Source organism: Streptomyces sp. NBC_00726 (assembly GCF_045161735.1).
Taxonomy (GTDB): domain Bacteria; phylum Actinomycetota; class Actinomycetes; order Streptomycetales; family Streptomycetaceae; genus Streptomyces.
The window spans coordinates 186,443-211,455 of sequence record NZ_CP108984.1; the positions used below are offsets into that span (position 1 = coordinate 186,443).

Consider the following 25,013-nt stretch of genomic DNA (forward strand, 5'->3'; position numbering starts at 1 on the left):
CGGATGTGCCCGGTGACGTACGCGGATGTGCTCGGCGGTGTACGGCGCTCACGCGCGGGGCGCGCGCACCACGGCCGCCGCGTTGAAGCCGCCCCGGCCCCGGGCGAGGACCAGTGCGTGCCGCAGCCGTGCCGGGCGGGGCGCGCCGGTCACCAGGTCCAGCGGGCAGTCGTCGGCGAGCCGGCCGACCGGTGCGCCCGGCGGGACGACCTGGTCGCGCAGGGCGAGCAGGGCCGCCGCCAGATCGAGGGCGGACCCGCCCGAACCGAGGCGCCCGAACAGCGACTTCGGGGCCGTCACCGGCACCCCGTACGGGCCGAAGAGCGCGGTGAGCGCGGCGGCCTCGGCGCGGTCGGCGTCCCGGTCCCCGGCGGCGTCCGCGAAGACCACGTCCACGTCCGCCGCGTCGACCCGGGCGTCGGCGAGGGCGAGGCGTGCGGCGTCGAGCAGCCGGGGCGCGCCGCGTCCTGGCGCCGGGTCGAAGGTGGCGGCGCAGCCCTCGACGGTGCCGAGGACGCGCGCCCCCCTGGCGTGCGCGGCGTCGCCGTCCTCCACGACGAGCAGGGCGCCGCCCTCCCCGACGACGTGTCCGGAGGCGTCGGCGGAGAACGGCAGATAGGCGCCGGCCGGGTCGCGCCGGGTGCTCAGGCCCCCGGCGGCCAGCTGGGCGGTGAAGCCCCACGGGCACACCGTCGCGTCGAGGCCGCCGGTGAGGACGGCCCGGCCGCCCTTGCGCAGCTGGCGCCGGGCCTGGGCCATCGCGTCGAGGCCGCCCGCCTGCTCGGAGACGACGACACCGCTGGGGCCGCGCAGGCCGTGCCGGATGGAGATCTGCCCGGAGTTGGCGGCGTAGAACCAGGCGAAGGACTGGAAGGCGCCGACGTACCGGCTGCCCTTGCTCCACAGCTCCTGCAATTCGCGCTGGCCGAATTCGAAGCCGCCCGCACCGTTCGCGGTGACGACGCCCATGCCGTACTCGGGCAGCGCCGACGGGTCGATGTCCGCGTCGCCGATGGCCTCGGCCGCCGCCGCGAGGGCGAGCCGGGTCACCCGGTCGGTCTGCGGCAGCAGCTTGGCCGGCACATACGCCGCGTCCTCGAAACCGGCGACCTCACCGGCGAGGACGGCCGGGTATCCGGAGGCGTCGAACCGGGTGACGGGGCCGATCGCGCGGTGCCCGCGCAGGACCGCCGACCACCAGGTCTCGGTGCCGACACCGCCGGGTGCGGCGATCCCGATCCCGGTGACGGCCGCGGTCGCGGTACGGGCGGGTGCGGGGGCGGTCATCGGCGCCGGGGCGGTCATCGGCGCGCCTCCGTCCGGGGTGCGGTGAGCACCATCGCGCTCTGGAAGCCGCCGAATCCGCTGCCGACGCTGAGCACGGCGTCGGTGCGCTGCTCGCGGGCGACGAGCGGTACGTAGTCGAGGTCGCAGCTCGGGTCGGGCTCGTGCAGATTCGCGGTGGGCGGCACCGTGTCGTGCTCGATGGCCAGCGCGCACGCGGCGATCTCCAGGGAGCCGATCGCGCCGAGCGAGTGCCCGATCATCGACTTGATGGAGCTGACGGGCACCCGGTAGGCGTGCTCGCCCAGGCTCGCCTTGAAGGCGGCCGTCTCGTGCTTGTCGTTCTGCTTCGTGCCCGAGCCGTGCGCGTTGACGTAGTCCACGGCGGCCGGGTCGAGCCGCGCCTCGTCCAGGGCGGTCCGGACGGCCTCCGCCATCTCCCGCCCGTCCAGGCGCAGTCCGGTCATGTGGTACGCGTTCGAGCGGCCGGCGAACCCCGAGATCTCCGCGTACACATGCGCCCCCCTGCGTACCGCATGCGTGTACTCCTCCAGTACGAGTACGGCGCTGCCCTCGCCGAGTACGAAGCCGCCCCGGGTCCGGTCGAAGGGGCGTGAAGCGGTCTCCGGCTCGTCGTTGCGCGCGGAGGTGGCCCGGATCGCGTCGAAGGACGCCAGGGTGATCGGGGTGATCGGCGCCTCCGACGCCCCGGCCAGCATCACATCCGCGCTGCCCTCGCGGATGAGCTCCGCGGCGTGCCCGAGCGAGTCCAGGCCGGAGGTGCACCCGGTGGAGACGACGGCGACGGGGCCGAGCGCCCCGGCGTCCCGGGCGACCTCGGCGGCCACGGAGCTGGGCACGAGGTAGTCGCCGAGCCGTCGCTCCGCGCGGGCCGGGTCCAGCAGCCAGTGTTCGCCGCCCTCGCTGACATGCGCGTACACCTCGTCGAGCCCGCTGCTGCACCCGACCGCGGTGCCCAGCGAGACGCCGGTGCGCTCGCCCCCGGCCTCCGTGTCGAGGCCGCTGTCGGCGACGGCCTCGCGGGCGGCGGTGAGCGCGAACTGGGCGACCCGGTCCAGGCGATGGGCCTCCCCCGCGTCGAAGCCGTGCCGCGCGGGGTCGAAGTCGGCCTCGGCGGCGATCCGGGACCGGAACGACGTGGCGTCGAAGCGGGTGATGCGGCGGGTCGCGGTACGGCCCTCGGTCAGCAGCGACCAGAACGCGGCGGTACCAATGCCGCCCGGGGCGACCACCCCGATCCCGGTGATGACGACCCGCCTCATCGGACACCCGCCGGCTGCGGGGCGAGCCGACGCACCACACGTGCGGCGCGGCCCACCAGACGGGGCAGGTCGTGGCCCCGCAGGAAGAAGTGGTCGCCGGGCACGGTGCGGGCGGCGAACGGGCCGGTGGTCCAGGCACGCCACCGCGCCATGGCCCCGGGCCGCGCCAGCGGGTCGCCTGCGCCGGCCACCGCGAGGACGGGGACCGTGAGCGGCCCGGCCGGCGAGGGTTCGCGGGCGGCCGTCCGCAGTTCGTGGGCGAGGACGAGGTCGTCGCGGAGCACCGGCAGCACGGCCTGGTGCCAGAAGTCGCCGGGCCGGGCGCGCGCGGGCAGGGCGTCGGCCTCGCCGAGCAGGCGCAGCAGCTCGTCGTCGCCCGCCCGGCACTGGTCGGCCAGGGCGGACAGCTGGTCGGGCGGCGGGCAGGCGCCGACGACGAGCAGCGCGGGCCCCGGCAGCCCCGCCTCGTGCAGGGCCCGGGTGACGCTGTACGCGACGAGGGCGCCGAGGCTGTGCCCGTACAGGATGTACGGGGCTTCGCCGCTCTCGCCGGTGAAGTGGGGCAGCTGGTCGGCGAGCAGGTCGGCGGGGCGGGTGAGGCGCGGCTCCGAGCGCCGGCGTTCCCGGCCGGGCAGCAGATGCGGCACGGTCTCGACACCGGGGCCGAGGCGCGGGCCCCAGCCGTAGAAGGCGGAGACGCCCGCTCCGGCGTGCGCGAAGCAGTGGAGCCGTACGGGCCGTTCGTCGGACATGGGCCGTCCTCTCGCATAGGAGTCCGGGCCCTCGGCCTGGGCCCTCCCCTACCGCAGCCTGGCAACTCCCACTCGAACGGCGCTGGACCTGCGCTCAGGCCGCGTACAGATCGAACGTGGACAGTCCACGCGGCCCGCTGAGCACGTCGAGCGCCGGATCGACGGTGAGCATGGCCCGGTGCAGCCGCTGCATCTGCGGCGACGGCTCGACGCCCAGCTCCTCCACGAGGCGCAGCCTCAGCCTGCGGTAGACGTCGAGGGCGGTGGCCTGCCGGCCCGACCGGTAGAGGGCGACCATCGCCTGCGAGTGCAGCCCCTCGTGCTGGGGGTGACGCATGATCAGGTCGGTGAGCTCGGCCAGGACCTCGGTGTGCCGGCCGCAGCGCAGATCCGCGTCGATGCGCCGTTCGACGGTGACCAGGCGGGACTCCTCCAGCCTCATCACCTCGATGTCGAGGACGGGGCCCAGCCGTACGTCGACCAGCGCGGAACCCTGCCACATCCCGAGCGCCTCACCGAACAGCGAGGACGCCCGGACGTCCTCGCCCCGGTCGAAGGCGCCGCGCCCGGCCGTCACCAGCTCCTCGTAACGGTGCACGTCGACGGCGTCCGGCGGGACCTGGAGCAGATAGCCGCCGTGCCGGGTGGCCAGGACCTCCTTGGCGGCGCCGGGGGTGTCGGGTCCCATGGCGGTGCCGAGCCGGCGGCGCAGCTGGAGGATGTACGTCTGAAGGGTGGTCATGGCGCTCTGCGGCGAGTTGCTGCCCCAGATCTCTTCCATGAGGGTGGGCACGGGCACGACGCGGCCCGGGTGGAAGGCGAGCAGCGCGAGGAGCTGTCGCGGCTTGCCCGCGGTGGGCACGATCGACATCCCGTTGACCTCGGCGCTCAACGGACCCAGAACCTGTATTCGCACGGTGGCCTCCCCAAGGACCGGCCAGGGTGGGCCCGGCCGTGATCGCGTGCGCCGGCGCCTTCGCCCCGTGGCCGAAAGCCGTCGGCGCCAGGCACGCTAGCCCCGGGCACCCCGTGCGCCTCATTCTCTCGATCGGCGTTCGAGCAGCCTTCCAAGCAGGCATTGCGCCCGGATTGCGGCCCCGGAGCGGCCGCCTCAAGAACACGCGGACGACGGCTGGAGGGGCGCTCGGGCGGTCTCCCCCGGCCATCTGCCGGTCGTTACCGTCCATGCCGTGACCGGATTACGAGGGAGGGCCACCCGATGAGCGTCCTCACCACTCCGCGCCCGGAGGCGGCACGGGCCGCCGCGCCGAGCCCCGTGGAGTTCCGGCTGCTGGGCCCGGTCATGGTCCACGACGCCACCGGCGGCACGGACATCGTCCCGGCCGGCTCCAAGCAGCGGGCGCTGCTCGCCGCGTTCGTCACCCACGCCGGGGCGCTGCTCGACGTGGACCGGCTGGCGGCGGAACTGTGGGACGGGGCGGACGGGACCTCTCCCGGAAACGCGGCGAACGCCCTTCAGGCCCATGTGGCCCGGCTGCGGCGGCTGCTGCCCGCACCCGGCGACTACGGCCATGTGTGGATCAGCACCCTGCCGACGGGCTATCTGCTCGACCTGGGCGGCGCCTCCACGGACGTCCAGCGCTTCACCCGGCGCTCGGCGGAGGGGCGGGCGGCCGTCACCGCCGACCCGGCCCGGGCGGCGAAGATCCTGCACGGCGCCCTGGGGCTGTGGCGCGGCCCGGCGTTGCAGGACTGCCGCCGGGGGCCGGTGTGCGCGGCGGAGGCCGACCGGCTGGACGAGATGCGGCTCACCACGCTGGAGGCGCTGTACGAGGCGCGGCTGCGCTGCGAGCGGCACGGCGAGTGCGTCGGCGACCTGGAGCGGCTGACCGCCGACCACCCGCTGCGCGAGCGCTTCTACGACCTGCTCATGGTCGCCCTGTACCGCAGCGGCCGCCAGGCGGAGGCCATCGGCGTGTACGAGCGGGCCCGGCTCCGCCTGGTCGCCGCCCTCGGCATCGAACCGGGCCCGGCACTGCGCGGCCGCCTGGAGTCGGTGCTCACCCACTCCCCCGGCCTGGCCGCGCCCGTGGCCCCCGGTGTCCTGGACGAACTGGACCGGCTGCGCCGCCGGGTGGACGAGCTGGGCCGCCGGCAGCTGGAGCTGACCCGCCGGCTGAACGCGGCGACGGAGGGCGCTCAGACGGGCGCTCAAACGGGCCCTCAGGCAGTGGCGAGGTGAGCGGCCAGCGCGGTCAGGTCCGGGTGGTCGTGGAGGACGACGGCCCGCTCCCGTAGCCCGTACAGCCGGTTGACCACCGTCATGAACTCCGCGCCCGCCCGGGCGTCGACGCCCAGATCGCTGAACGGGGTGCACGGGTCCAGATCCCACGGATCGCAGGCCAGGACCTGCGCCAGCTCCTCGCGCAGCTCGTCGGCGGACGGCAGCGGCCGGCACGGCGGCGCGGCCGGGGCGGCGACCGGCGCGGGGGCCGACCCGCACCGCGCCTCCCGCGCCACATGCACGGCGAACGCCTCCAGGCTGGGGTGGTCCAGGACGGCCGCGCCCTTGATGGCGGTGCCGAAGCGGGCGTTCACGGTCGCCACGAACTCCGTGCCGAGCAGCGAGTCCAGGCCGATCTCCGGAAACGGCTGCCAGGGGTGCAGGGTGCACGCGTCGCGCCGGGTGACGCCGGCCAGCAGGCCGGTCAGCGTGGCCAGGACATCGGCGGGGGCGGCGACCATGTCACGCGGCCCGCACGGCCTCGGCCCCGGGCCGGGGCGCCGTGCGGTAGCCGCCGGTCCGCCCGGGGCCCACGAGCACCGGCAGCAGCAGCTGCCACAGCGCCCCGCCGTCCCCCGGCCGCGGCCCGGTCCAGGCGGTCTGCTCCGTACCGGGCGGCGCCACCCCGTACAACAGGGCGGCGAGCAGCGTCTCTCCGCCGGCGCCACGGGCGTCCGCGCTCAGTTCCCCGGCCGCGCCGGCCTCGGCCAGCAGCCGCCGGGCCTCGGCGAGCCATGCCCGGCGCAGCCCGCCGGTGCCGGCCGGACCGGCCACACCGTCGTCGGCCAGCCGGATCGCGGCCCGGGCGACCGGATCCTCGCACCGGGCCAGGATCAGCCAGTACGTCAGATCGATGAGCTGCTGCACCGGCCCGTCGCCGGTGGTCCGCCGCCCGTCCAGGAACTCCCCGAGCAGGGTGTGGCCGTGCATCGCCACCGCGTCGGCCAGCGCCTCCTTCGACGGGAAGTGGAAGTACAGCGCGCCCTTGGTCACGCCCGCGGCCGCGGCGATCTGGCCGAGCGTGGCGCTCGCGTACCCGCTCCGGGTGAACAGCTCCGCCGCCGCGCCGACGAGCCGGCGCCGGGTGCGTTCCGACCTCTCCTGCATTCCGTCCTCCCAGGACCGTGGGACCCCTGCGTTCAGCCGACCCGGGTCAGCCGCTCGCCGGTGTCGGCGGCGGCCCCGGGCGCGGGTGCGGACCCGGCCTTCAGGATGGAGCGCTGTAGTCGTTGCAGCCCTGCGGATGGCTCAAGCCCCAGCTCACCGACGAGCCTGGCCCGCAGCCGGTGGTAGGCGTCCAGCGCCTCGCTGCGCCGGCCCGAGCGGTGCAGGGCGACCATGTAGTGGGCGTGCAGGTTCTCGTGCGTGCGGTAGCGGCTGACCAGGACGGTGAGTTCGCTCAGCAGCTCGCGGTGGCGGCCGAGGCGCAGATCGGCGTCGATGCGCTGGTCGAGGGCGCACAGCCAGGTCTCCTCCAGGCGCCGGAGCTCCATGTCCAGCCGCGGCCCCGTCCGTACGTCCACGAGGGCGGACCCGGTCCACAGCGCGAGCGCGTCCCGCAGTTCGCGTGCGGCGCGCGGGAAGTCGCCCGCGTCGCTCGTACGGTAGCCGCAGCCGGCCAGCCGCTCGAACTCGCGGACGTCGACGGTGCCGCCCGAGGTGTCCAGCAGATACCCGCCAGGGGTGGTGACCAGGACGTCCTTGGCGGTACGCGCCGAGGCGCCGCCCGGGGCGCGTACCAGAGCCGCGGCAATGAGCTCGCGCACCTGCAACACGTACGTCTGCAAGGTGGTACGGGCGCTGCGCGGCGGGTTCCCGCCCCACAGCTCCTCGATCAGATCGGGTACGGAGACGACCCGGTCGGCGTGCACGGCCAGGAGCGCCAGTACCTGCCGGGCCTTCGGCGCCGTCGGGGTGACCGAGATCCCGCCCTCGGTGACGACCAGCGCGCCCAGTACTTCGATGTCCATGGTGCTCCCCCTTTTCACGCATGAGTCATCAGCGAAGCTAAAAACAGGGCGCGCGGTTTGTCAATACCAAACCGCGCGCCCTGTTTACCGGGGAGCTTCGGGAAGCCTCTACTGCGGGGGGTTGCCGTGCTTGCGGGACGGCAGGTCGGCGTGCTTGGTGCGGAGCATCGCGAGCGAGGCGATCAGCACCTCGCGCGTCCCGGCCGGGTCGATGACGTCGTCCACGAGCCCCCGCTCGGCGGCGTAATAAGGGTGCATCAGCTCGGTCCTGTACTCCTTGACCATGCGGGCGCGCATCGCCTCGGGGTCCTCGGCCGCCGCGATCTGCCGCCGGAAAATGACGTTGGCGGCGCCCTCCGCGCCCATGACCGCGATCTCGTTGGTGGGCCAGGCGTAGGTGAGGTCCGCGCCGATGGACTGGCTGTCCATGACGATGTAGGCGCCGCCGTACGCCTTGCGCAGGATCAGCGAGATACGGGGCACGGTGGCGTTGCAGTACGCGTACAGCAGCTTGGCGCCGTGCCGGATGATGCCGCCGTGCTCCTGGTCCACGCCGGGCAGGAAGCCGGGCACGTCGAGGAGCGTCACGATCGGGATGTTGAAGGCGTCGCAGAGCTGCACGAATCGCGCGGCCTTCTCGGACGCCTCGATGTCCAGCACACCGGCCAGCGTCTTCGGCTGGTTGGCGACGATGCCCACCACCTCGCCGCCCAGCCGGCCCAGCGCGCAGATGACGTTGCGCGCCCAGTGCTCGTGGACCTCCAGATACTCGCCGTCGTCCACCAGCTCCTCGATGACCTCCGCCATGTCGTACGGGCGGTTGCCGTCCACCGGCACCAGATCCAGCAGGGTGTCCGAGCGGCGGCCGGCCGGGTCGGCGGTCGCTGCCACGGGCGGGTTCTCGCGGTTGTTCTGCGGCAGCAGGGACAGCAGGTACCGGACCTCGGCGATGCAGGTCTCCTCGTCGTCGTACGCGAAGTGCGCGACGCCCGAGGTCTCGGCGTGGACATCCGCGCCACCCAGGCCGTTCTGGGTGATCTCCTCGCCGGTGACCGCCTTCACGACGTCCGGACCGGTGATGAACATCTGCGAGGTCTCACGGACCATGAACACGAAGTCCGTCAGGGCGGGGCTGTAGGCCGCGCCGCCCGCACAAGGGCCGAGCATCACACTGATCTGCGGAATCACGCCCGAAGCCCTGGTGTTGCGCTGGAAGATACCGCCGTATCCGGCGAGCGCGGACACACCCTCCTGAATACGGGCACCGGCGCCGTCATTCAAGGACACCAACGGCGCACCGGCCGAAATGGCCATGTCCATGATCTTATGGATCTTCGTGGCATGGGCCTCGCCCAGCGCCCCGCCGAAGATCCGGAAGTCATGGGCGTACACGAAGACCGTCCGGCCCTCCACCGTCCCCCAGCCGGTGACGACACCGTCCGTGTACGGCCTCTTCGCCTCCAGCCCGAAACCCGTCGCCCGGTGCCGACGCAGCTGCTCCACCTCATGGAAGGAACCCGGGTCGAAAAGGAGCTCGATGCGCTCGCGCGCCGTCAGCTTGCCCTTGGCGTGCTGTGCCTCGGTCGCCCGGTCACCGGGCCCGTGCTCCGCCGCCGCGTGGATCTCGCGCAGTTCCGCCACGTGGCCGCGGAGTCCGGCCCGCCCCAGCAGTTCCGGGACGGGGGAAGTAGTCATCGACATGTCGTCAGGTCCCTTCCCGGAAGGCGTTGCCGCACTGTCGCCAGCTGCGCGGAGCGCGGTAGACGGGCCCCGGGGACCACCCAGGGACGCGCCCGGCCGGGGCCTCGTCCGGCCGCCCGCCGGCCTCCGCGCGCAGGGCGAGCAGCACCACCGTGAGCGCGGCAAGCTCCTCCTCGGTGGCCCGCCCGCGCTCGACGCGCAACGCGGACACCGCCGGTTCCGGACCGCCCATACCCCACCTCCAGTGTTTACGGCAGCATCGGCCGCCCCGCTGGAGCACCGCTCCGGCTCCACTGGAGAACCGCTCAACGGCTCCCCGCGCACACGGACTTCAGCCCGGCCGCCAGCGCACCGGCGCAGCCGGAACCACTGCCGACCCCCGTCATGACGACGGCCGCGACCATGCCCGCACCGGCCGCGCACGCCATCTCGTACGCGGCGGCGCCCCCCGGCCCGGCACCGCACAGCACCAGCCGCCCGGCCCCCACCGGCTCCCCGGCCCCCAGCAGCCCGGACAGCCCGGAGGCATCCCCCGGCCGCGCCGCCCGCAGGCTCACGATCCGTTCCGGGCCCCGGTGATGACGTACCAGGGCCTCGTACGCCCCCACCGGCACCCCCGGTGTCCGCACCAGCACGATCGTGTCGGCCGCCGGGTCCCCGGCGCGCAGTACCGCCACGTCGGGCCCCTCCGGCACGGGCGGCCGGGGCAGCACGCGGGGCACCTCGAAGCCCTGGAGGAGTTCGAGGAGATCGCCCACGGCGGACTGCGGATCGCGGTGGTCCGGCAACGACCTCAGCAGGCGTACGCAGTGCGAGAGCAGCGCGGACGCGTCCACGTCCCCCAGGCACCGGCGGTCGTAGCGCACCGTCAGGGAGAGCCCGCCGTCCGGGTCGTGCCGGGCGGCCAGGGTGAGCGGCAGTCCGGGGTGGGCGCTGATGCTGCGCGGGGCGTCCACCTCGACGTCCTGGGCGCGCAGCTCCGCCAGCAGCGCGGCGGGCAGCTCGACCCGGTTGTCGAACACGATGCCGGTCTCGAAAAGTTCGGCATCGGGGTTCCGGCCGGTCCAGACCCGGACCCGGTCGCCCGGCACCCAGGCGTGCACGGCCAGGTCCAGCGCGGCGTCGCGCGCCTGCGCGAGGAGACCGGCCACCGGCTCGGCGGGGTCGACGGTGACCGTCATCGGCAGCGGGTTGCCCAGCAGCCCCGGAATGCCCGCGGCACCCTCCATCGGGATGTCCCGGGCCGACAGGTGCACGCCGAAGCTGACCGGTACCGGTCCGGCCGCACCGGCCGCCCGGTACAGCAGCAGCGCCCACACGGCGTGCAGGGCGCTGGACTCCCCCGCCCCGCGCATCGCGGCCCAGGTGCGCAGCCGGGTGGTCTGGGGCGGCCGCAGCCGCCGGTGGACGCGCCCGATGCCCAGCGGACCGGCCGGGGACGCGTCGTCCTGGGCCCCGGGCGGGGCCGGCTCCGGGGGCGCGGTGGCCGTCGCCCAGTAGGCGCGGGCGCCCTCGGTCCGCTGCCGGGCCAGCCACTGGGCGTGGTCGCGCACATCGGGGCGCCGCTCGCGTCCGGGCAGGGTGCCTCCGCGGGCGTAGGCCCGGTAGAACTCCCGCAGCAGCAGGTGGACGCCGCGTTCGTCGAGGAGCGCCCGGTGGTAGGTGAGCAGGACCCGGGTGGGGGCGTGGGTGCCGCCGGGGCGGGGCGGCCCGTCCATCAGGGTCACGCGCAGCAGGCCGGGGCGGTGCGGTGCGAAGCCGCGCAGCCGGTCGCGCTCGATCAGGTCGCTCCAGGAGACGGCGCCGTGTGCGAGGTGGGCGACGTCGATCGCGGCCCGGTCGTGCAGCATCAGGCGGGGCAGGTGCGTCCAGTCGAAAGCCGCCCGCAGCACGGACTCCCGGTCGGCGACGGACAGCCAGGCGGCGGTGAACCGGGCGAGATCGACCGGCCCGGTCCAGTTCCAGGCGACCTGGCCGACGTGCCCGCCCGCCGGTTCCTCGACGGCCGCGCGGATCAGGTCCTGCTGGTGTCCGGCCACCGCGACGGTGTCGCGCGCGCCGCCCGCCAGCGCCAGGACGTCGGCGAACACCTCGGCGCCGGGCCGGGCGGGGCCGCCCCGCGGAGGCTCGACGCGCAGCATGAGGCGTCCGGCGCCGGACGCCTCCGCCGTCACCGTGTACGCGTGACGCTGGGTCACCCGGGCCGCCACCGCCTCGGCCAGGCCCGGGTCGAGGGGGCCGCACAGCTCCACCTCGACGGACGGGCCGGCGGCGGGCACGGGGGCGAGGACCACCGCGAGCACCGGATCGTCACTCATCGGGGCCCTGATCCCGCGTGCGCCGCATCACATGCCCTCCCTCAGCCGGTACGGCCTTCTCAGGCGAGCCGCACTCCGCCCGCCCCCGCGACGCCCTCGGGCCGGGCCATGAGAATGGAACGCTGCAACTTGGCCAGCGCGGGCGAGGGTTCGAGCCCGAGCGTGCGGACCAGCGTGGAGCGCAGCCGCTGATAGGCGTCCAGTGCCTCACCGCGCCGCCCGGAGCGGTAGAGGGCCAGCATGTACTGGCCGCACAGGCTCTCATGGGTCGAGTACCTGCTGAGCAGCACGGTGAGTTCGGAGAGCAGTTCGCGGTGGCGGCCCAGCCTGAGGTCGGCCTCGATGCGCTGGTCCAGGGCGCACAGCCGGCTCTCCTCCAGCCGTTTGATCTGGGTGTCGAGGTGCGGTCCGGTGTGGACGTCGGCGAGCGCCGGGCCGGTCCACAGGGCCAGCGCCTCGCGCAGCAGCCGCGCCCCCTCGGGGAAGTCCTCGGCGTCCATCGCCCGGTATCCCATGCCGGCCAGCCGCTCGAACTCCTGCACGTCGTGGCCGCCTTCGCCGCCCTTGAGTAAGTAGCCCCCGGGGACGGTGAGCAGGACGTCCTTGGCCGTACGGGTGCCGTCGCCGTGCCCTTCGAGCGCGGCGGTGATCAGTTCGCGCAGCTGGAGGATGTAGGTCTGGAGGGTGGGCCGGGCGCTGCGCGGCGGCTCGCTCCCCCACAGCTCTTCGGTGAGGGTGCCCACGGGCACCACCTCGTCGGCGTGCAGGGCCAGCAGGGCGAGCACCTGCCGGGGCTTGGGCGCGGTCGGTGTGATCGAAGTGCCCATTTCCCGCACGGCGAGCGTGCCGAGTACGTCGATGTCCACGCGGTCTCCCCGTCATCCCCGGGCCGCCAGGACGGCCTGGAACTTTCTGCTGACGGAACGATTTAAAAACAGCACGAGCGGTATGTCAATACCAAACCGTGCGCGCTGTTTAGTCTCACGCGGTCCCCGGTGATCCTTGAGGGGTGGGCCACCTTGCTCCGATAAGTTTCCCCAAAAACGGACAAACGGAAGGGAGTTGGCGCGTCCGGAGGTGCCCACACCCCGGCACTGGATGCCCGAATTACCAGACCGGATGGACTGTTTTACGAGGTGGAGGCGTACCGGCGACGTACCGAAACCCCGGGCGGGGCATGCGACTTCGCGCCTGCTACTCCGCCGCGCTCAGCCGTGGCAGCGCGAACGACCACAGCTGGACCAGCCGCTCCGCGGACCGCCAGTACCGGTCGGCCGCACCAAGGGTTTCCAGGCCGAGCGTCGCCGCCACGATGACGACCGCCGCGTCCTCGGCCGAGACACCCTCGGCCAACTCCCCGTTGGCGCGGGCCTGGACGAGGGCGTCGCGCACCCACTCGTACCACCAGTCGTGCAGCCTGGCCTCGCTCTTGCGCGAGGGGTCGCCGCCCAGCCGGAAGCCCGCGCGCACGACCGGGTCGTCGGTGACCGCGTCCATCAGCCTGCCCACGGCGGCGACGAGCCCCTGGAGCCGGCCGCCCTCGGCGGTGCTCGCGCTCTCCTCGGTCAGCGCGAGGGCGGACTTCGCCGCGGCGTCCTCCACGGCGGCCGCCAGCGCGTCCTTGTTGGGGAAGTGGAAGTGCAGGGCACCCGAACTCACTCCGGCCCGGCCGCTGATGACCGGGAGCGTCGCCATCGCGTACCCGTCGGCGCCGAAGACCTCCGCCGCGGCCGAGATGAGGGCCTGACGCGTCACAGCCGCTCGCGCCTGCTTCACCATCGTGTCCTCCTACGGGCGGGGCGGGAAAACCGACGTAGAGCCGTCCGATTCACCCTGGATTCTCCATACTGACTCGTGCATACCCTAGCAAACCGCACGGCTGGTTGGTTTCACGGCCGGGCGTGCGCCTCGCGGGGTTCGGCTGATCATTTTGCATGGGGCCGGGGGGCTTCGTGAGCTCCGGCCTTGGAAACAGTTGGTTTCTCTAGCCGTTCTCCCCGAAAAATGCATCGCGAACCAACAGAAGAAACCGCATGATCGGTTTCTTCTCCCGTCGACCGGAGCGCCGGCCGCGAGCAGCGCGAGGAATCATGCACTGTATGTCCGCCTTCCTGCCGCGTTGCACGGGGCCAACTGCCCATCCAGAGCAACGAAACGGAATGCGATATTCAAGTAAACGCTCAGTTCTTGGCAAACTCTTTACTTTTGGGCCGATTGAAGAAAACCGGTAGGTCCGTATCTTAAGTGGCGTCGCCGAACCCAGGTTTCACGTCAAAGACGGGGGCCCCATGAGTCTCACCACCGCTGAAGCCAGAACCGCACTCCCGGCCGCACCGCGGCTGACCAGCACGGTCGCGAAGGAGTACGTGCACCGCGACTCCGTCGCGGAGGTGTTCCTCACCGGCTGCGACTCCCGGGACGGGATGAGCTTCGCGCTGACCGGCCAATGGCCTCGCGCCCACACCATGTTCCGGAGCCAGGACGGCACGAGCCATGACCCGCTCCAGATCGCGGAAACGTTCCGTCAGGCCGGCATCTACGTCTCCCACGTGGAGCTGGGCGTACCGCTCGGCCACAACTTCGTGATGTCGAGCATCACGTACACGGCCGACCCCGGGAACCTGCGGATCGCCTCGGGCCCCACCGACTTCGACCTCGACACCAGGTGCACGGACATCGTCCGGCGCAGGGGCATCGCCAGCCGCGTCGCCTTCGAGTTCGCGCTCCGCCGGGGCGGCCGCTCCCTGGCCGGCGGCACCGGGCAGATCTCCGTGATCCCCCCGGCCGTCTACAACCGGTTACGCCAGAACCGCGCCGCCCAATCGCCCGTCACCGAGCCGTTCCCGGCCCGCGATCCGCTGCCGCCGGCCGTCGTCGGACGGCCGTACACCACGGATGTCGTGCTCTCCCCCGCCCCCGGGGCCGCACCCGGAGAAAGGCCGCGCTGGCTGCTCACCCCGGACCTCGACCACCCGATCCTGTTCGACCACAGGGGCGACCACGTGCCCGGTATGGTCCTGCTCGAAGCGGCCCGCCAGGCCGCCTGCGCCGTGCTGGCGCCCCGGACGTTCACCCCGGCCGCCGCCATCAACGACTTCCACCAGTACGCCGAACTCGACCGGCCCTGCTGGATCGAGGTGACCCGGGTGGAGCACGAACCCGGCAACACGGTCACGGTGGAGGTCACCGGCCACCAGGACGGCAACAACGTCTTCACCACGGTGCTCACCGGGCCGGTCGGCTAGGCGGACCCGGCTTGGGTCGCTGACCCTCCACACGGCGAACCAGCAGGTCACACCCGTACGCGCCGCAGCAAAGCGACCGAAGCGACCGAAGAACCCGCTCACGCTTGCACGCGGGAGGCCGCCCCGCAAGAGGGCCTCGCCTCCCGCGTACAGGCGCGCCCTGCGAGGGCTCCGCGACGCCCCGTCAGAGGTCGAAGGCGACGTGCTCCAGGTCGGTGTACTCCACGAGCAGCCCCTGCGCCCGGCGCCCGCCGTCCTTGAAGTAGATCTCCTGCAACCCCTCGGCGGCGACCTCCTGGAGCTGGCGGTCGCTGCCGCCCTGCTCCCGGAGCTCGAAGAGCCGGGCCGCGTACGCCGGCGGAAGCGCCACGGTGAGGTGGCGCAGCCGGGCGTCGTCGGTGGAGCCGGGCGCCGCCGTGTAGCCGAACCTGGCCCGGGTGTCGATGACGATGCCCCCGGTGGTCGCCGCGGCCTTGCGGGCCTTCGCCTGGATCTGCGGCTGCCAGCGCCGCTTGACCTCCCGCTCCATCCGGGCGGCCAGCTCCGGGCGGGGCTTCTTCAGCTGGTTGCGCACATACCGTTCGACCGTGCGCTGGGTAATCCCGAGGAGGGCGGCGGCGGCCCTGGTGCCCTTGAGCTGCTTGACGAGGTACCGCATCTGCGCGCCGGCCGACTTGGGCGCGGGCCGGGTGAACGCCCGCTGGACCGCCTCGTCGAGACCTTCGCCCACCGTGTTCATCGGCTGCTTCCCCTACTCTCCGTCGTCCTTGGCGGTGACCGCACCGTCCTTGATGCACCGGGCCAGGTTGAGTTCAGGACCGTACTCCTCCCGGACCGCTTCCGCCCACAGCGTGGTCTGCGAGCCCTCGTGCTTCACCATTCCCGGGCTGACCCCGAGCCGGAAGCCCCCGGGCAGCGGCTTGCCGTCCCGGTACGGCAGAAAGTCCAGCGGGGACGGTCCGTCGGAGGCGTACACCGCGCAGTCCGAGAGCACGGCGACCGGGTACTGGCCCGTCGCGGCCGCCATCCGGACCATCTTGCGGTGCATGTTGATCCGGGCCCGTGCGATGACGGCGGCCCGGATGTCGGGGCGCCAGGTCGGCCGGCTCAGCGCGGGCCACGGCCTGCCCGGCCGCCACCCGCCGCCGCGCGGCCGCTCCCTCAATTTGCCGATGCCCCCCTTCACCGTCGCCTTGATCGCCGACAGGACGACCGCCAGCTGCGGATCACGCTCCCGGTACCCCTCCATCGCCGCCAGAAACGCGTCGGGCGCCAGCCCGTCCCCCACGCCCAGGTCCGCCATGGTCGCCACGTACGCGTCGCGCAGCCGCTTGTACCAGCCGTCCAGGTAACGCCCGTTGGCCGGGCGCACCCACGCCTCGACGGGCGCCACCTCGTAGCCGAGCTCCACCGCGTACGCCACGGTCGGCGTCGCGTACCAGGCGGGGCCCTCCGGGCGGTCGCCCTTCGGCGTGAACGGGCCGGGCAGCAGGTCCCCGTCGATCCGCCGCCACTCCTTGCCGATCATCACGTGCGACGGGTCGACGTGCGACAGGTCCACCAGCCAGGAACCGGGCAGCGCCGGGTCGAACACGGGGCTGTTGACGTACACGGGCGCCTCCAGGCCGACGACCGCCCCGTTGGCGGCCGCGCCGAAGGCGAGGTTGACGTCGATGCCGACCAGATGGCGCTTCAGGCACTCGTCGTCGGTGAGGGGCCGCGCCCAGTCGTACGCCTCCTCGAACAGCATCTCGGCCGGGCCGCGCTGGTGGAAGCGGGGCAGGTCCGCGAGGAGCGGGTGCCCGTCGGGGGCCTCGCAGGGGGCGCACTCGACGGGTTCGGAGCCCAGCGAGCCGGGGTTGCGCTCGCTGTGCCGTTTACCGTCCGCGTCGGGCGCGCTCGCCCGGGTCGGCGGGTGCAGCGAGGTCATGAGTTCCAGCCCGGTGACGGCGGTGGAGCCCCGGGGCGTCATCACGCGCGACGCGTACGTGCCCAGCAGCCGTACGAGTTCGGCAGGCGGGAGCTGCGAGGCGCCGTTCCAGTGGCGGACGTCGAGCGCGTTCCAGGCCGGGATACAGAGCTGGACGCAGCTGCGGCGCGAGCCCCGTGCGGGCCGGTAGATCCGGGCCCACGGCCCGAACCCGCGCCGGGTGAGCTTCCACTCCGCCCGCGCAAGCTGCTTGAGCACCTTGTGGTCCTCCGGCAGCCTCCCGGCCAGCCCCTCCTCCCGCGACAGCCGTACGGGCAGCCCGTAGCGCTCGCACGCCGCCTCGGTGAGGACGAGCAGCGGATCGGCGTCCTGACCGCTGGGGTGCAGCCGCTCGGCCCCGAGGCGCGCCTCGCCCAGGGCCCATTCGACCAGGGCGCCCAGCGACTTGGCGGGCACGTCGAGCACCAGCCCGCCCACGCAGTACGCGAACACCTCACCGCCGTCCGCGTCGACCACGGCGAGCGGTCCGTGCTCGTACGGGGAGGTGTCGGCCTTGGGCGTACGGGGTTCGGCGACCGCAGGCGTACGGGGTTCGGCGACCGGCTCCCCGGCGGCCTCGCGCCCGGTGGAGCGTGTTTCCGGTGCCCGGGCGGGGGGCAGCGCATCGGCCACGGCGGCCTCCGCCTTTTCCGGGGCCTCGCCTTCCCCCGGCTCCTCCGGCGCAAACCGTGTGGCAAGCCCCTCCAGCAGCCGGGCGTACGCGGCGCGCTTCGGCGGCCGGGGTTCGCTGCGCCCGGACTCCCAGTTGCCGACCGACTCGCGGCGGCTCTTCAGCGCCTTGGCGACCTGGTCCTGGCTCAGCCCGGCGGCCTCGCGCAGCCGCCTGCGTTCGGCCGGCGGCGGCAGCGGGTCCTGCGCGATCTGCTCCAGCAGCGCGTCGACCGCGCTGAACAGCAGCTGCTCCTCGTGGGACAAAACGATCACCTCGTGCGCCACCCTATCGAACCGCTCACCGGAACACTCATGGATGTCACACGGATCGCGCATGCCGGGTCGGCGGTGCTGGAGCCGGTGTTCAGCCCGGCTGGAGGCGACCGGACCGTTTTCCCGCCTCCAGCGACTGGAACGAAGCGACCCAAAGCCCGCTCGGTAGCTGCCGCTCAGGAAAGGAAACCGCAGGTCACACGCCTGATGGAAAATACGGAGCGACCCAAGCGACCCAGGAGGCAGATATATGCAACCATTGGCGTGTGCGCGCGTGCGTCATATATAGAGAGCTTGAGTCGCTTCAGTCGCTGTTCTGTCAGTTGTACGGCGATGACCTGCGGTTTTACGGACACGGCTGGGAGCGACCGAGCGACCGAGGACCGTGCGCGGCCCGGTCGTGAGTAGCTGGGGGCACCTTTCAACAGGCCCATCCGTTCTGCCGCATGGGCCTCTTCTTCCCCGGGGGTTTCGCTAATCTGATTTTGCGAGTTGAGTCGCTTCAGTCGCTGATGGGGGAAGTGAATGGCAGCTGAACTGCGGGTCTCGCGTGGCGACTCACGGCAGTTCACGGGGACTGAGCCGGTCGCCGCGCAGCCTCTGACGACGGCGTGGTGGTGTGCGCGCCAGGGGTGGCCGGTTCATCCCCTTGCGCCGGGGCGCAAGACGCCGGTGGCCAACTGCGAGACATGCCGCCGCCCGGACCACGACCGCGCCGGGTGCGGCTGTCTGCGTGCGGGCCGCTGGTGCCACGGGTTCCACGCCGCGACGCTCGATCTCGACCGGATCGGGCAGTGGTGGGGCGTCCGCCCGGATCTCGGGGTCGGTGTGGCCACCGGCCCGGCCGGCCTCGTCGTCATCGACGTCGACGCGCACGCCCGCGAACTCCCCCGCCGGGACCGCCTGTTGCCGGGCGTCGGGATAGCCGCCGGAATCGACCTGACCGGCCTGGCCAACGGCTTCCACACGCTGGGCCTGCTGGCCGCCCTGCGCGGCGCCACGAGTCCCGCGGACGACGCCTCCACGCTCCGGGTCCGCACCCCGTCCGGCGGCATGCACGTCTGGTACCGCAACGACGGCGGCCACCGCTGGCAGTGCTCGGCCGGTTCGGGCAGCGGCCGGGCACTCGCCTGGCAGGTCGACGTCCGGGCGCACGGCGGGTACATCGTCGCGCCCGGCACCGTGACGGAGGCCGGGACCTACCGCCCGGTCGGAGCCGTACGCACCCCCGCCCCGTTGCCCGCCTGGCTCGCCCGGGAGCTCCAGCGCACCGGCCACCTGCCCACCAGCCCCGCGCCCGGGCCCAGACCCGTACCGCCACGGGCCCGGCAGGCGGTGCTCGCGGCGGGCGGCCGGTCCGACGCGCCGGGCGAGCGCCTGCTGACGGGCCTCCTCGCCGAGGTCGCCGCCTGCGGGTCCGTCCCCGAGGGCGCCGCGTTCTCCGAGAAACTGAACCGGGCCGCGTACACGGCGGGCGGCCTGGTCGCCGCCGGGCACCTCTCCGAGGACGAGGCCGTGCGGGCGCTGCGGGAGGCCGCCGGACTGGCCCGCCCGGACCAGGAGCGGCGCAGCCTCGCCATCATCCGGGGCGGGCTCGGCGCGGGGCGGCTGCGGCCGATGGCCCTCGGGGGGCGCGCGTGAGCGCGGACCAGGACAGAGTGCTGCCCTCGCCCTCCTTCGACGTACGGGCGGTGGCCGCGCAGATCCTCGCCCAGCCCGTACCGCACCCCCGCCAGCGCGAGGACGCGGCCACGCCGTATGCCACATCGGACGGGCTGCTCCCCGACACCCTCACCGACCGGGGCAACGCCAAGCTGTTCGTCCGGCTCTACCGCAACGACTACCGGCATGTGCCCGGCATCGGCTGGTTCCGCTGGGACGGCACCCGCTGGCAGTTCGACGAGGACGACACCGTGATGTGGTCGGCGGGCGACCTGGCGGAATCCCTCGCCACCACCGACCCGCGCGGCGTCTTCACCCCCGCCGCGCTCCAGCAGCACCGGCGGCGCACGCTCAGCACGAGCGGGATGAACGCGATGCTGACCCAGGCCAGGTCCGCGCCGGGCATGGTCCTCAACGCGGCGCTCCTGGACGCCGATCCGTACGCGCTGTGCACTCCGGCGGGCGTGGTGGACCTGCGTACGGGCTTCATCCGCCCCGCCGAGCCCACCAAGGACTTCCACTCCCGCTCCACCTCCGCGGCCCCCCAGGCGATGCCCACCCCGCGCTGGGACCGCTTCCTGGCCGACACCTTCGGCGAGGGCCCGGACGGCGGGGAGATGATCTCCTTCCTCCAGCTGCTGCTCGGCTACTCCATCACCGGCGACGTCGGCGGCCAGGTGATGCCGTTCCTGTTCGGCTCCGGCAAGAACGGCAAGTCGGTGCTGCTGGACGTCCTGATGAAGCTCCTGCGGGACTACGCGGACGCGGCACCGCCCGGCTTCCTGATGGCACGCCCGTACGAGGGCCACCCCACGGATCTCGCCGAACTGCACGGCCGGCGGGTCATCGTGTGCAGCGAGGTCAAGCCGGGCGACCGCTTCGACGAGGCCCGGGTGAAGCTGCTGACCGGCGGGGACCGGATCAAGGCCCGCCGGATGCGGCAGGACTTCTTCAGCTTCGAACCGACCCACAAGATGTGGCTGCTGGGCAACCACCGCCCCGAAGTCGGCACGGGCGGCTTCGCGTTCTGGCGGCGCATGCGCCTCATCCCGTTCGAACGCGTCGTCTCGGACCACCGCAAGATCGACAACCTGGCGGACATCCTGGTCACCCAGGAGGGCCCGGGCATCCTCAACTGGCTGATCGAGGGCGCCCGCCGCTACCTGGGCGGCGACAAGGACCTCTCGGGGCCCGAGCGGGTACGGATCGCGACGACCGTGTACGCGGAGACCGAGGACCACACCGGGCGGTTCGTCGGCGAGACCTGCCGGATCGACGCCGGGCTCCGCGCCGAACAGGCCCAGCTCTACGCGGCGTACAAGCGCTGGTGCCAGAATGAGGGCGTTCCGGCGATTTCGTCGCGAGCCTTCGCGGCGCACATACGCGAAGTGGTGGGGCTGGCATCGCCGAAGGAAATGATCTTTTCCAACCAGCGCAAGTATTACCCGGGCATCGGCCTGCTCGCGGACGAGGAGACATTATGAGCGCCCTCATCGCAGAAGACGAGATCGTCCACGAGGTCGACCTCGTGTGGCTTGAGGACATCACCGTGCTCGACTACGTCCGCCAGAGTCTGGACCGCCTCCCGACCCGCCGGGGGAAACCCGCCTACCACCGCGACGGACGTATGGTCGGCTACGCCCTCCTCGGCCCGAAAGCCAAGCCGTCGCGCTCCTCGGGCACCTTCCGCCGCCGGGTGTTCTGGCTGCTCCCCCACGACCGGGACACCGAGCCCGACGGCCTGTACGCGCGGGGCGCCCCGGCCGAGGCCGTGGACGTACGGACGCTTGCCCCGGGCAGCAAGGGGCACAAGACGGAACGTTCCGAAGGCGGCCCTATGTCCTCGGCGGCCGCCCGGGAACTCCAGCCGTAGCGGTCCGCCCACGGCGGTTCCCGGTCCGGAACCGACCCAGGATGGTTAAGAAACAGCACGTCCGGTATATTTCTGTGCGTCGGTGGACAACCGCGGACAGGAAGGACACCGCCGTGCAGGGGAAACGTCTCATCCAGGCCCAGGTCCTCGTCGCAGGCGGCGGCCCGGTCGGCATGCTCGTAGCGGCCGAACTCGCCTCATACGGCGTCGACACCGTACTCCTCGAACCCAGGACCGAGGTCTCCGACCAGCCCAAGGCGACCACCCTGCACGCCCGCGCGGTGCAGTCCCTGGCCCGCCGGGGCCACCTCCCGGGCCCGCCGCCGCCTTCGTACACCGCCGAACCCACCACCAGAGCCTTCCACTTCGCGGGGCTCCCCGGCCTGACCATCACCGCTCCCCCGGACGAACCGGAACCGGTCCTCAAGTACACCCAGGCCGCCCTGGAACACCACCTGGAGGCCCGGGCACGCGCCGCCGGGGCCCGTATCCTGCGCGGCCACCGCCTCACCGACGCCGTCCAGGACGCGGAAGGCGTACGGGTCATGGCCGAGGGCCCCGAGGGGCCGGAGCACTTCCGTGCCGGGTACCTGGTCGGGGCGGACGGCGCCCGCAGCACGGTCCGCGCCCGGGCGGGCATCGAGTCCGACACCTTTCCGGCGACGGTGTCCGCGCTGGCGGGGACCGTGACACTGGCCGATCCGGGGGCCCTGCCCAAGGGCTGGCACCGCACCCCGCGCGGCTGGATCGTCGCCAAGCGGGACGGGAACCGCACCCACCTGCGGACCCTCAACTGCGCCGGCGCCCACCCGGACCGGCAACGGCCCGTCACGCTGGAGGAGCTGCGCCGCGAGGTGGCGCACATCGCGGGCCGGGACATCGCGATGCACTCCCCGCGCTGGCTGAGCCGTTTCAGCGACTTCGCCCGCCTGGCCCGTACGTTCGGCCGGGACCGGGTCTTCCTCGTCGGCGACGCCGCGCACGTCCACTTCCCCATCGGCGGCCAGGGCCTGAGCACCGGCGTGCTCGATGCGCTGAACCTGAGCTGGAAGCTCGCTCTCGCGGTGCGCGGTGCGGCGGGCCCCGCCCTGCTCAGCGGCTACGACGCGGAACGCCGGCCGCTCGCCCGCCGCGTGCTCGACGGCACCCTGGCCCAGCTCGCTCTGATGCGACCCGGCCACGAAGCGGAGGCCCTGCGCACGGTGTTCGCCGGACTGCTCGCGGAGGAGGGCGGAAGCGGTCACCTCAGCGGCCTGATCAGCGCCCAGGACACCGTCCTGCCCGACCCCACCGGTGCGGGCGGACCGGCCGCGGGAATGTTCCTCGGCAACATCGCGCTCAGCACCCCGGACGGCGACACCGACGTCATCCGCCTGCTGCACGACGGGCGGCCGCTCCTGCTGCTCCTCGGCGAGAAGGCGGACGGCCACCGGGAGAAGGCCCGGGCCTGGGCAGGCATCCTGCGCACCGTGGAGGTGCGGCCCACGCCGGGCGTGCCGTACGAAGCGGCGCTGCTGCGGCCCGACGGCCACCTCGCCTGGGTCCCCGGCGACGGCTGCCTGCGCGATGTCCTGACGGCGTACTTCGGCCCGGGCACCCCGGCCGGGTGAGCCCCGGCATACACCGGGGCGCCCCGCTGCTCTCAGCTCGCGGTCTCCAGGACATCGCGCAGGTCGGCCGCCTTCACGGCCTCCGCGTACACCTTGGCGCCCCGGGACTCGGACAGGTCGAGCGAGGCCAGCACGGACGGCACCACCGCACTGGGCAGCAGATGACGCATCAGGGCGGACACCCGCACCACCAGGTCGCGGTACTCGCACACGGCCTGCGACATGGACTGGATACCGGCGAAGGAACCCACAATGACCTCGGCCGTCTCCGGCGGCGAGATGTGCGGCAGCAACTCGCCCTGGGCCTGCGCCTGCTGGAGCAGGTCGAGACCGACCTCGCCCCACCGCAGGAACGGGCCGCTGCGGTCGAGGTTCTGCGTCAGCTGGTCCATCGTCAGCCGGACGCCCGCCCGCACCATCGGGTCGGTCTGGAGCCGGTGCGCCTGGAGCATCACGACGTCCACGACCTCCTGCACCTTGGACGCGCGGATCGGCACGATGATCCGCTGGTCCTGCTCGGAGAGAACCCCCTGCGCCAGGTCTTCCTTGGAGTGGAAGTGGAAGTACAGCGCGCCCTTGGTCACCCCCGCCTCGGTGAGGATCTGGGAGATCGTGGCCGCCTGGTACCCGTGCTCCTCAAAGATCTTGGCAGCCGCCGAAAGAATCGTCTGCCGGGTACGGATGGCCCGCAGCTGCTCAGCCACTGTGTCTCCGCCCTCCTCGGGGTGGTCGAACGTGGGGGGGATAAATAAACCGTCCAGTTCGTATCTTACAGGCCGGCCCCTTCCCTCCACCCCGGTCGGGGAAATGTCCGGCAGGAAAGGGAAACCATGATCCTCGTCACGGGCGCAACCGGGACGATCGGCCGTGAAGTGCTCCGCCGTCTCCCCTCGGACCAGCCTGTCCGCATCATGGCCAGGCATCCCGAGCGGGTCTCCGGCGCCCTTCCGACAGCCCGGATCGTCCACGGAGACTTCACCGACCCCGCCTCCCTCACAGACGCTCTGCACAACGTCCACACGGCCTTCCTGGTCACGAATCCCGACGGCGCCGACGACACCCGCTTCCTGGACCCGGCCCGCACGGCCGGCGTGCGGCACATCGTCAAGCTCTCGGCGGCCGCCGTCACGGACACCGCCGCCGCCGACCTGATCACCCGTCGCCAGCGCCACAACGAAGACCTGCTGCGCGCCTCGGGCATCCGCTGGACCCTGCTGCGCCCCCGCGCCTTCATGTCCAACACCCTTTCCTGGGCGCGCTCGATCCGCTCCGGCCAGGTCGTGCGCGCCCCGTACGGCACCTCCACCAACGCCTGCGTCGACCCCGGGGACGTCGCAGAGGTGGCCGCCCTGGCCCTCACCGGGCGGGGGCGGGACCACAAGGGCGCGGCTTACACCCTGACCGGCCCCCAAGCCCTGTCGGCCGCCGACCAGACGGCTCAGCTCGCCGAGCTCCTCGGCCTGCCGCTGCGCTTCGAGGAACTGAGCCCTCAGCAGGCCCGTACGGCCCTGGAAGCCCGCTACCCGTCCGATATCGCCTCCGCCCTCCTGGAGAGCGCCAGACGGCAGCACAGCGGCTCCAAGGCGGTCGTGGACCCGACCCTCCCGGACCTGCTCGGGCGCCCCGCCCGGACGTTCCGCGACTGGGCGTCCGACCACCTGAACACGTTCCGACCCGCTCCTGACGCGCAGGGCTAGGGACCGGGGACCAAAGTCCGTTCAGTCCCTCGCCGTTCAGTCCCTCTTCGGTCCCTCCGACAAAACCGCAGGTCAAGGGCTTGCATTTCTCCAGCCTCAGGGTCTGGAGGGACTGAAGGGACTCAAGGTCGGTAGTTATAAGCCAATTGTGTGTGCGTGTGTATGCGCACCCGCGTAGAACAACCCTATATATCCCTTTGTACTTACTACTCTGGTCCTGAAGCGCTGATAACTACTGACCTTGAGTCCCTTCAGTCCCTCCGATTTTCGCCCTCAAGCCTCTGACCTGCGCTTTTGTCGGAGGGACCGAAGAGGGACTGAAACTTCCAGTCCCTCCGCCCAGCGTTCAGTCCCTCCCTTCGGTCCCTCCCCCCGGTGGTCGGGTACACCTGTCCGACACGCCCGGCTCGGAGACGCAACCAGCCCTGAGGGAAGGGACCGAAGGGACTCGCGGAACGA

The 25,013-nt window shown here is 72.8% G+C and carries 22 protein-coding genes; 7 read left to right on the forward strand and 15 right to left on the reverse strand.

Going from position 1 to position 25,013, the window contains the following annotated elements:
• Positions 1-48 precede the first annotated feature (48 nt).
• The 4 genes from OG338_RS30380 to OG338_RS30395 form a co-directional block, all read right to left on the reverse strand.
• The gene (locus OG338_RS30380; RefSeq protein WP_331741934.1) at positions 49-1,305 is read right to left on the reverse strand and encodes a beta-ketoacyl synthase N-terminal-like domain-containing protein; all 1,257 of its coding nucleotides are present in this window, start codon (positions 1,303-1,305) and stop codon (positions 49-51) included.
• On the reverse strand, positions 1,302-2,567 hold the full coding sequence (locus OG338_RS30385) for a beta-ketoacyl-[acyl-carrier-protein] synthase family protein (protein ID WP_331741937.1): 1,266 nt from the start codon (positions 2,565-2,567) through the stop codon (positions 1,302-1,304). The genes OG338_RS30380 and OG338_RS30385 overlap by 4 nt, the downstream gene beginning before the upstream one ends.
• Complete coding sequence (locus OG338_RS30390; protein WP_331741940.1) at positions 2,564-3,319, reverse strand: thioesterase domain-containing protein; 756 nt, start codon at positions 3,317-3,319, stop codon at positions 2,564-2,566. Before OG338_RS30390 ends, OG338_RS30385 begins: the two co-directional genes overlap by 4 nt.
• Before the next feature lie 94 nt (positions 3,320-3,413).
• Positions 3,414-4,235, reverse strand: a complete 822-nt coding sequence (locus OG338_RS30395) for an AfsR/SARP family transcriptional regulator (RefSeq protein ID WP_111339870.1) — start codon at positions 4,233-4,235, stop codon at positions 3,414-3,416.
• A 303-nt stretch (positions 4,236-4,538) separates the two neighbouring features.
• Between OG338_RS30395 and OG338_RS30400 the strand changes: the two genes are divergently transcribed.
• Entirely contained in the window at positions 4,539-5,522 is a 984-nt protein-coding gene (locus OG338_RS30400; protein ID WP_331741945.1) for an AfsR/SARP family transcriptional regulator, read from the forward strand.
• Here OG338_RS30400 and OG338_RS30405 read toward each other — a convergent pair.
• The 8 genes from OG338_RS30405 to OG338_RS30440 all read right to left on the reverse strand — a co-directional run bounded on the left by OG338_RS30405 (position 5,504) and on the right by OG338_RS30440 (position 13,332).
• The gene (locus OG338_RS30405) at positions 5,504-6,025 is read right to left on the reverse strand and encodes an acyl carrier protein (RefSeq protein WP_331741948.1); all 522 of its coding nucleotides are present in this window, start codon (positions 6,023-6,025) and stop codon (positions 5,504-5,506) included. The two genes, OG338_RS30400 and OG338_RS30405, sit on opposite strands and share 19 nt — an antisense overlap.
• Before the next feature lies 1 nt (position 6,026).
• The gene (locus tag OG338_RS30410; protein WP_331741951.1) at positions 6,027-6,671 is read right to left on the reverse strand and encodes a ScbR family autoregulator-binding transcription factor; all 645 of its coding nucleotides are present in this window, start codon (positions 6,669-6,671) and stop codon (positions 6,027-6,029) included.
• Positions 6,672-6,703: 32 nt separating this feature from the next.
• Entirely contained in the window at positions 6,704-7,534 is an 831-nt protein-coding gene (locus OG338_RS30415) for an AfsR/SARP family transcriptional regulator (RefSeq protein ID WP_331741954.1), read from the reverse strand.
• 108 nt (positions 7,535-7,642) lie between these two features.
• Complete coding sequence (locus OG338_RS30420) at positions 7,643-9,229, reverse strand: acyl-CoA carboxylase subunit beta (protein WP_405940578.1); 1,587 nt, start codon at positions 9,227-9,229, stop codon at positions 7,643-7,645.
• Between the two features lie 10 nt (positions 9,230-9,239).
• Entirely contained in the window at positions 9,240-9,467 is a 228-nt protein-coding gene (locus OG338_RS30425; RefSeq protein ID WP_331741958.1) for an acyl-CoA carboxylase subunit epsilon, read from the reverse strand.
• A gap of 73 nt (positions 9,468-9,540) precedes the next feature.
• Positions 9,541-11,553, reverse strand: a complete 2,013-nt coding sequence (locus OG338_RS30430) for a condensation domain-containing protein (RefSeq protein ID WP_331741960.1) — start codon at positions 11,551-11,553, stop codon at positions 9,541-9,543.
• A gap of 59 nt (positions 11,554-11,612) precedes the next feature.
• On the reverse strand, positions 11,613-12,419 hold the full coding sequence (locus OG338_RS30435) for an AfsR/SARP family transcriptional regulator (RefSeq protein WP_331741963.1): 807 nt from the start codon (positions 12,417-12,419) through the stop codon (positions 11,613-11,615).
• Positions 12,420-12,747: 328 nt separating this feature from the next.
• A complete protein-coding gene (locus tag OG338_RS30440; protein WP_331741967.1) occupies positions 12,748-13,332 on the reverse strand; it encodes a ScbR family autoregulator-binding transcription factor in 585 nt (194 codons plus the stop codon).
• 509 nt (positions 13,333-13,841) lie between these two features.
• On the opposite strand from OG338_RS30440, the gene OG338_RS30445 reads away from it, so the two are divergent.
• The gene (locus OG338_RS30445) at positions 13,842-14,798 is read left to right on the forward strand and encodes a ScbA/BarX family gamma-butyrolactone biosynthesis protein (protein ID WP_331741970.1); all 957 of its coding nucleotides are present in this window, start codon (positions 13,842-13,844) and stop codon (positions 14,796-14,798) included.
• A 184-nt stretch (positions 14,799-14,982) separates the two neighbouring features.
• Here OG338_RS30445 and tpg read toward each other — a convergent pair whose 3' ends face one another.
• Positions 14,983-15,537 carry a telomere-protecting terminal protein Tpg gene (tpg, locus tag OG338_RS30450; RefSeq protein ID WP_331741973.1) on the reverse strand — a complete coding sequence of 185 codons (555 nt, stop codon included), beginning with the start codon at positions 15,535-15,537 and terminating at the stop codon, positions 14,983-14,985.
• A gap of 12 nt (positions 15,538-15,549) precedes the next feature.
• Positions 15,550-17,703 carry a telomere-associated protein Tap gene (gene tap, locus OG338_RS30455; RefSeq protein WP_331742030.1) on the reverse strand — a complete coding sequence of 718 codons (2,154 nt, stop codon included), beginning with the start codon at positions 17,701-17,703 and terminating at the stop codon, positions 15,550-15,552.
• A gap of 681 nt (positions 17,704-18,384) precedes the next feature.
• Here tap and OG338_RS30460 point away from each other — a divergent pair.
• The 4 genes from OG338_RS30460 (at position 18,385) to OG338_RS30475 (ending at position 22,857) form a co-directional block, all read left to right on the forward strand.
• A complete protein-coding gene (locus tag OG338_RS30460; RefSeq protein WP_331742032.1) occupies positions 18,385-19,353 on the forward strand; it encodes a bifunctional DNA primase/polymerase in 969 nt (322 codons plus the stop codon).
• 17 nt (positions 19,354-19,370) lie between these two features.
• The gene (locus tag OG338_RS30465) at positions 19,371-20,858 is read left to right on the forward strand and encodes a phage/plasmid primase, P4 family (RefSeq protein ID WP_331742035.1); all 1,488 of its coding nucleotides are present in this window, start codon (positions 19,371-19,373) and stop codon (positions 20,856-20,858) included.
• The gene (locus OG338_RS30470) at positions 20,855-21,247 is read left to right on the forward strand and encodes a DUF6009 family protein (protein ID WP_018106289.1); all 393 of its coding nucleotides are present in this window, start codon (positions 20,855-20,857) and stop codon (positions 21,245-21,247) included. The genes OG338_RS30465 and OG338_RS30470 overlap by 4 nt, the downstream gene beginning before the upstream one ends.
• Before the next feature lie 113 nt (positions 21,248-21,360).
• On the forward strand, positions 21,361-22,857 hold the full coding sequence (locus OG338_RS30475; protein WP_405940579.1) for an FAD-dependent monooxygenase: 1,497 nt from the start codon (positions 21,361-21,363) through the stop codon (positions 22,855-22,857).
• A 32-nt stretch (positions 22,858-22,889) separates the two neighbouring features.
• Here OG338_RS30475 and OG338_RS30480 read toward each other — a convergent pair whose 3' ends face one another.
• Positions 22,890-23,561, reverse strand: a complete 672-nt coding sequence (locus tag OG338_RS30480) for a ScbR family autoregulator-binding transcription factor (RefSeq protein WP_161211705.1) — start codon at positions 23,559-23,561, stop codon at positions 22,890-22,892.
• 126 nt (positions 23,562-23,687) lie between these two features.
• Between OG338_RS30480 and OG338_RS30485 the strand changes: the two genes are divergently transcribed.
• A complete protein-coding gene (locus OG338_RS30485; protein ID WP_331741984.1) occupies positions 23,688-24,554 on the forward strand; it encodes an NAD(P)H-binding protein in 867 nt (288 codons plus the stop codon).
• Positions 24,555-25,013: the final 459 nt, after the last annotated feature.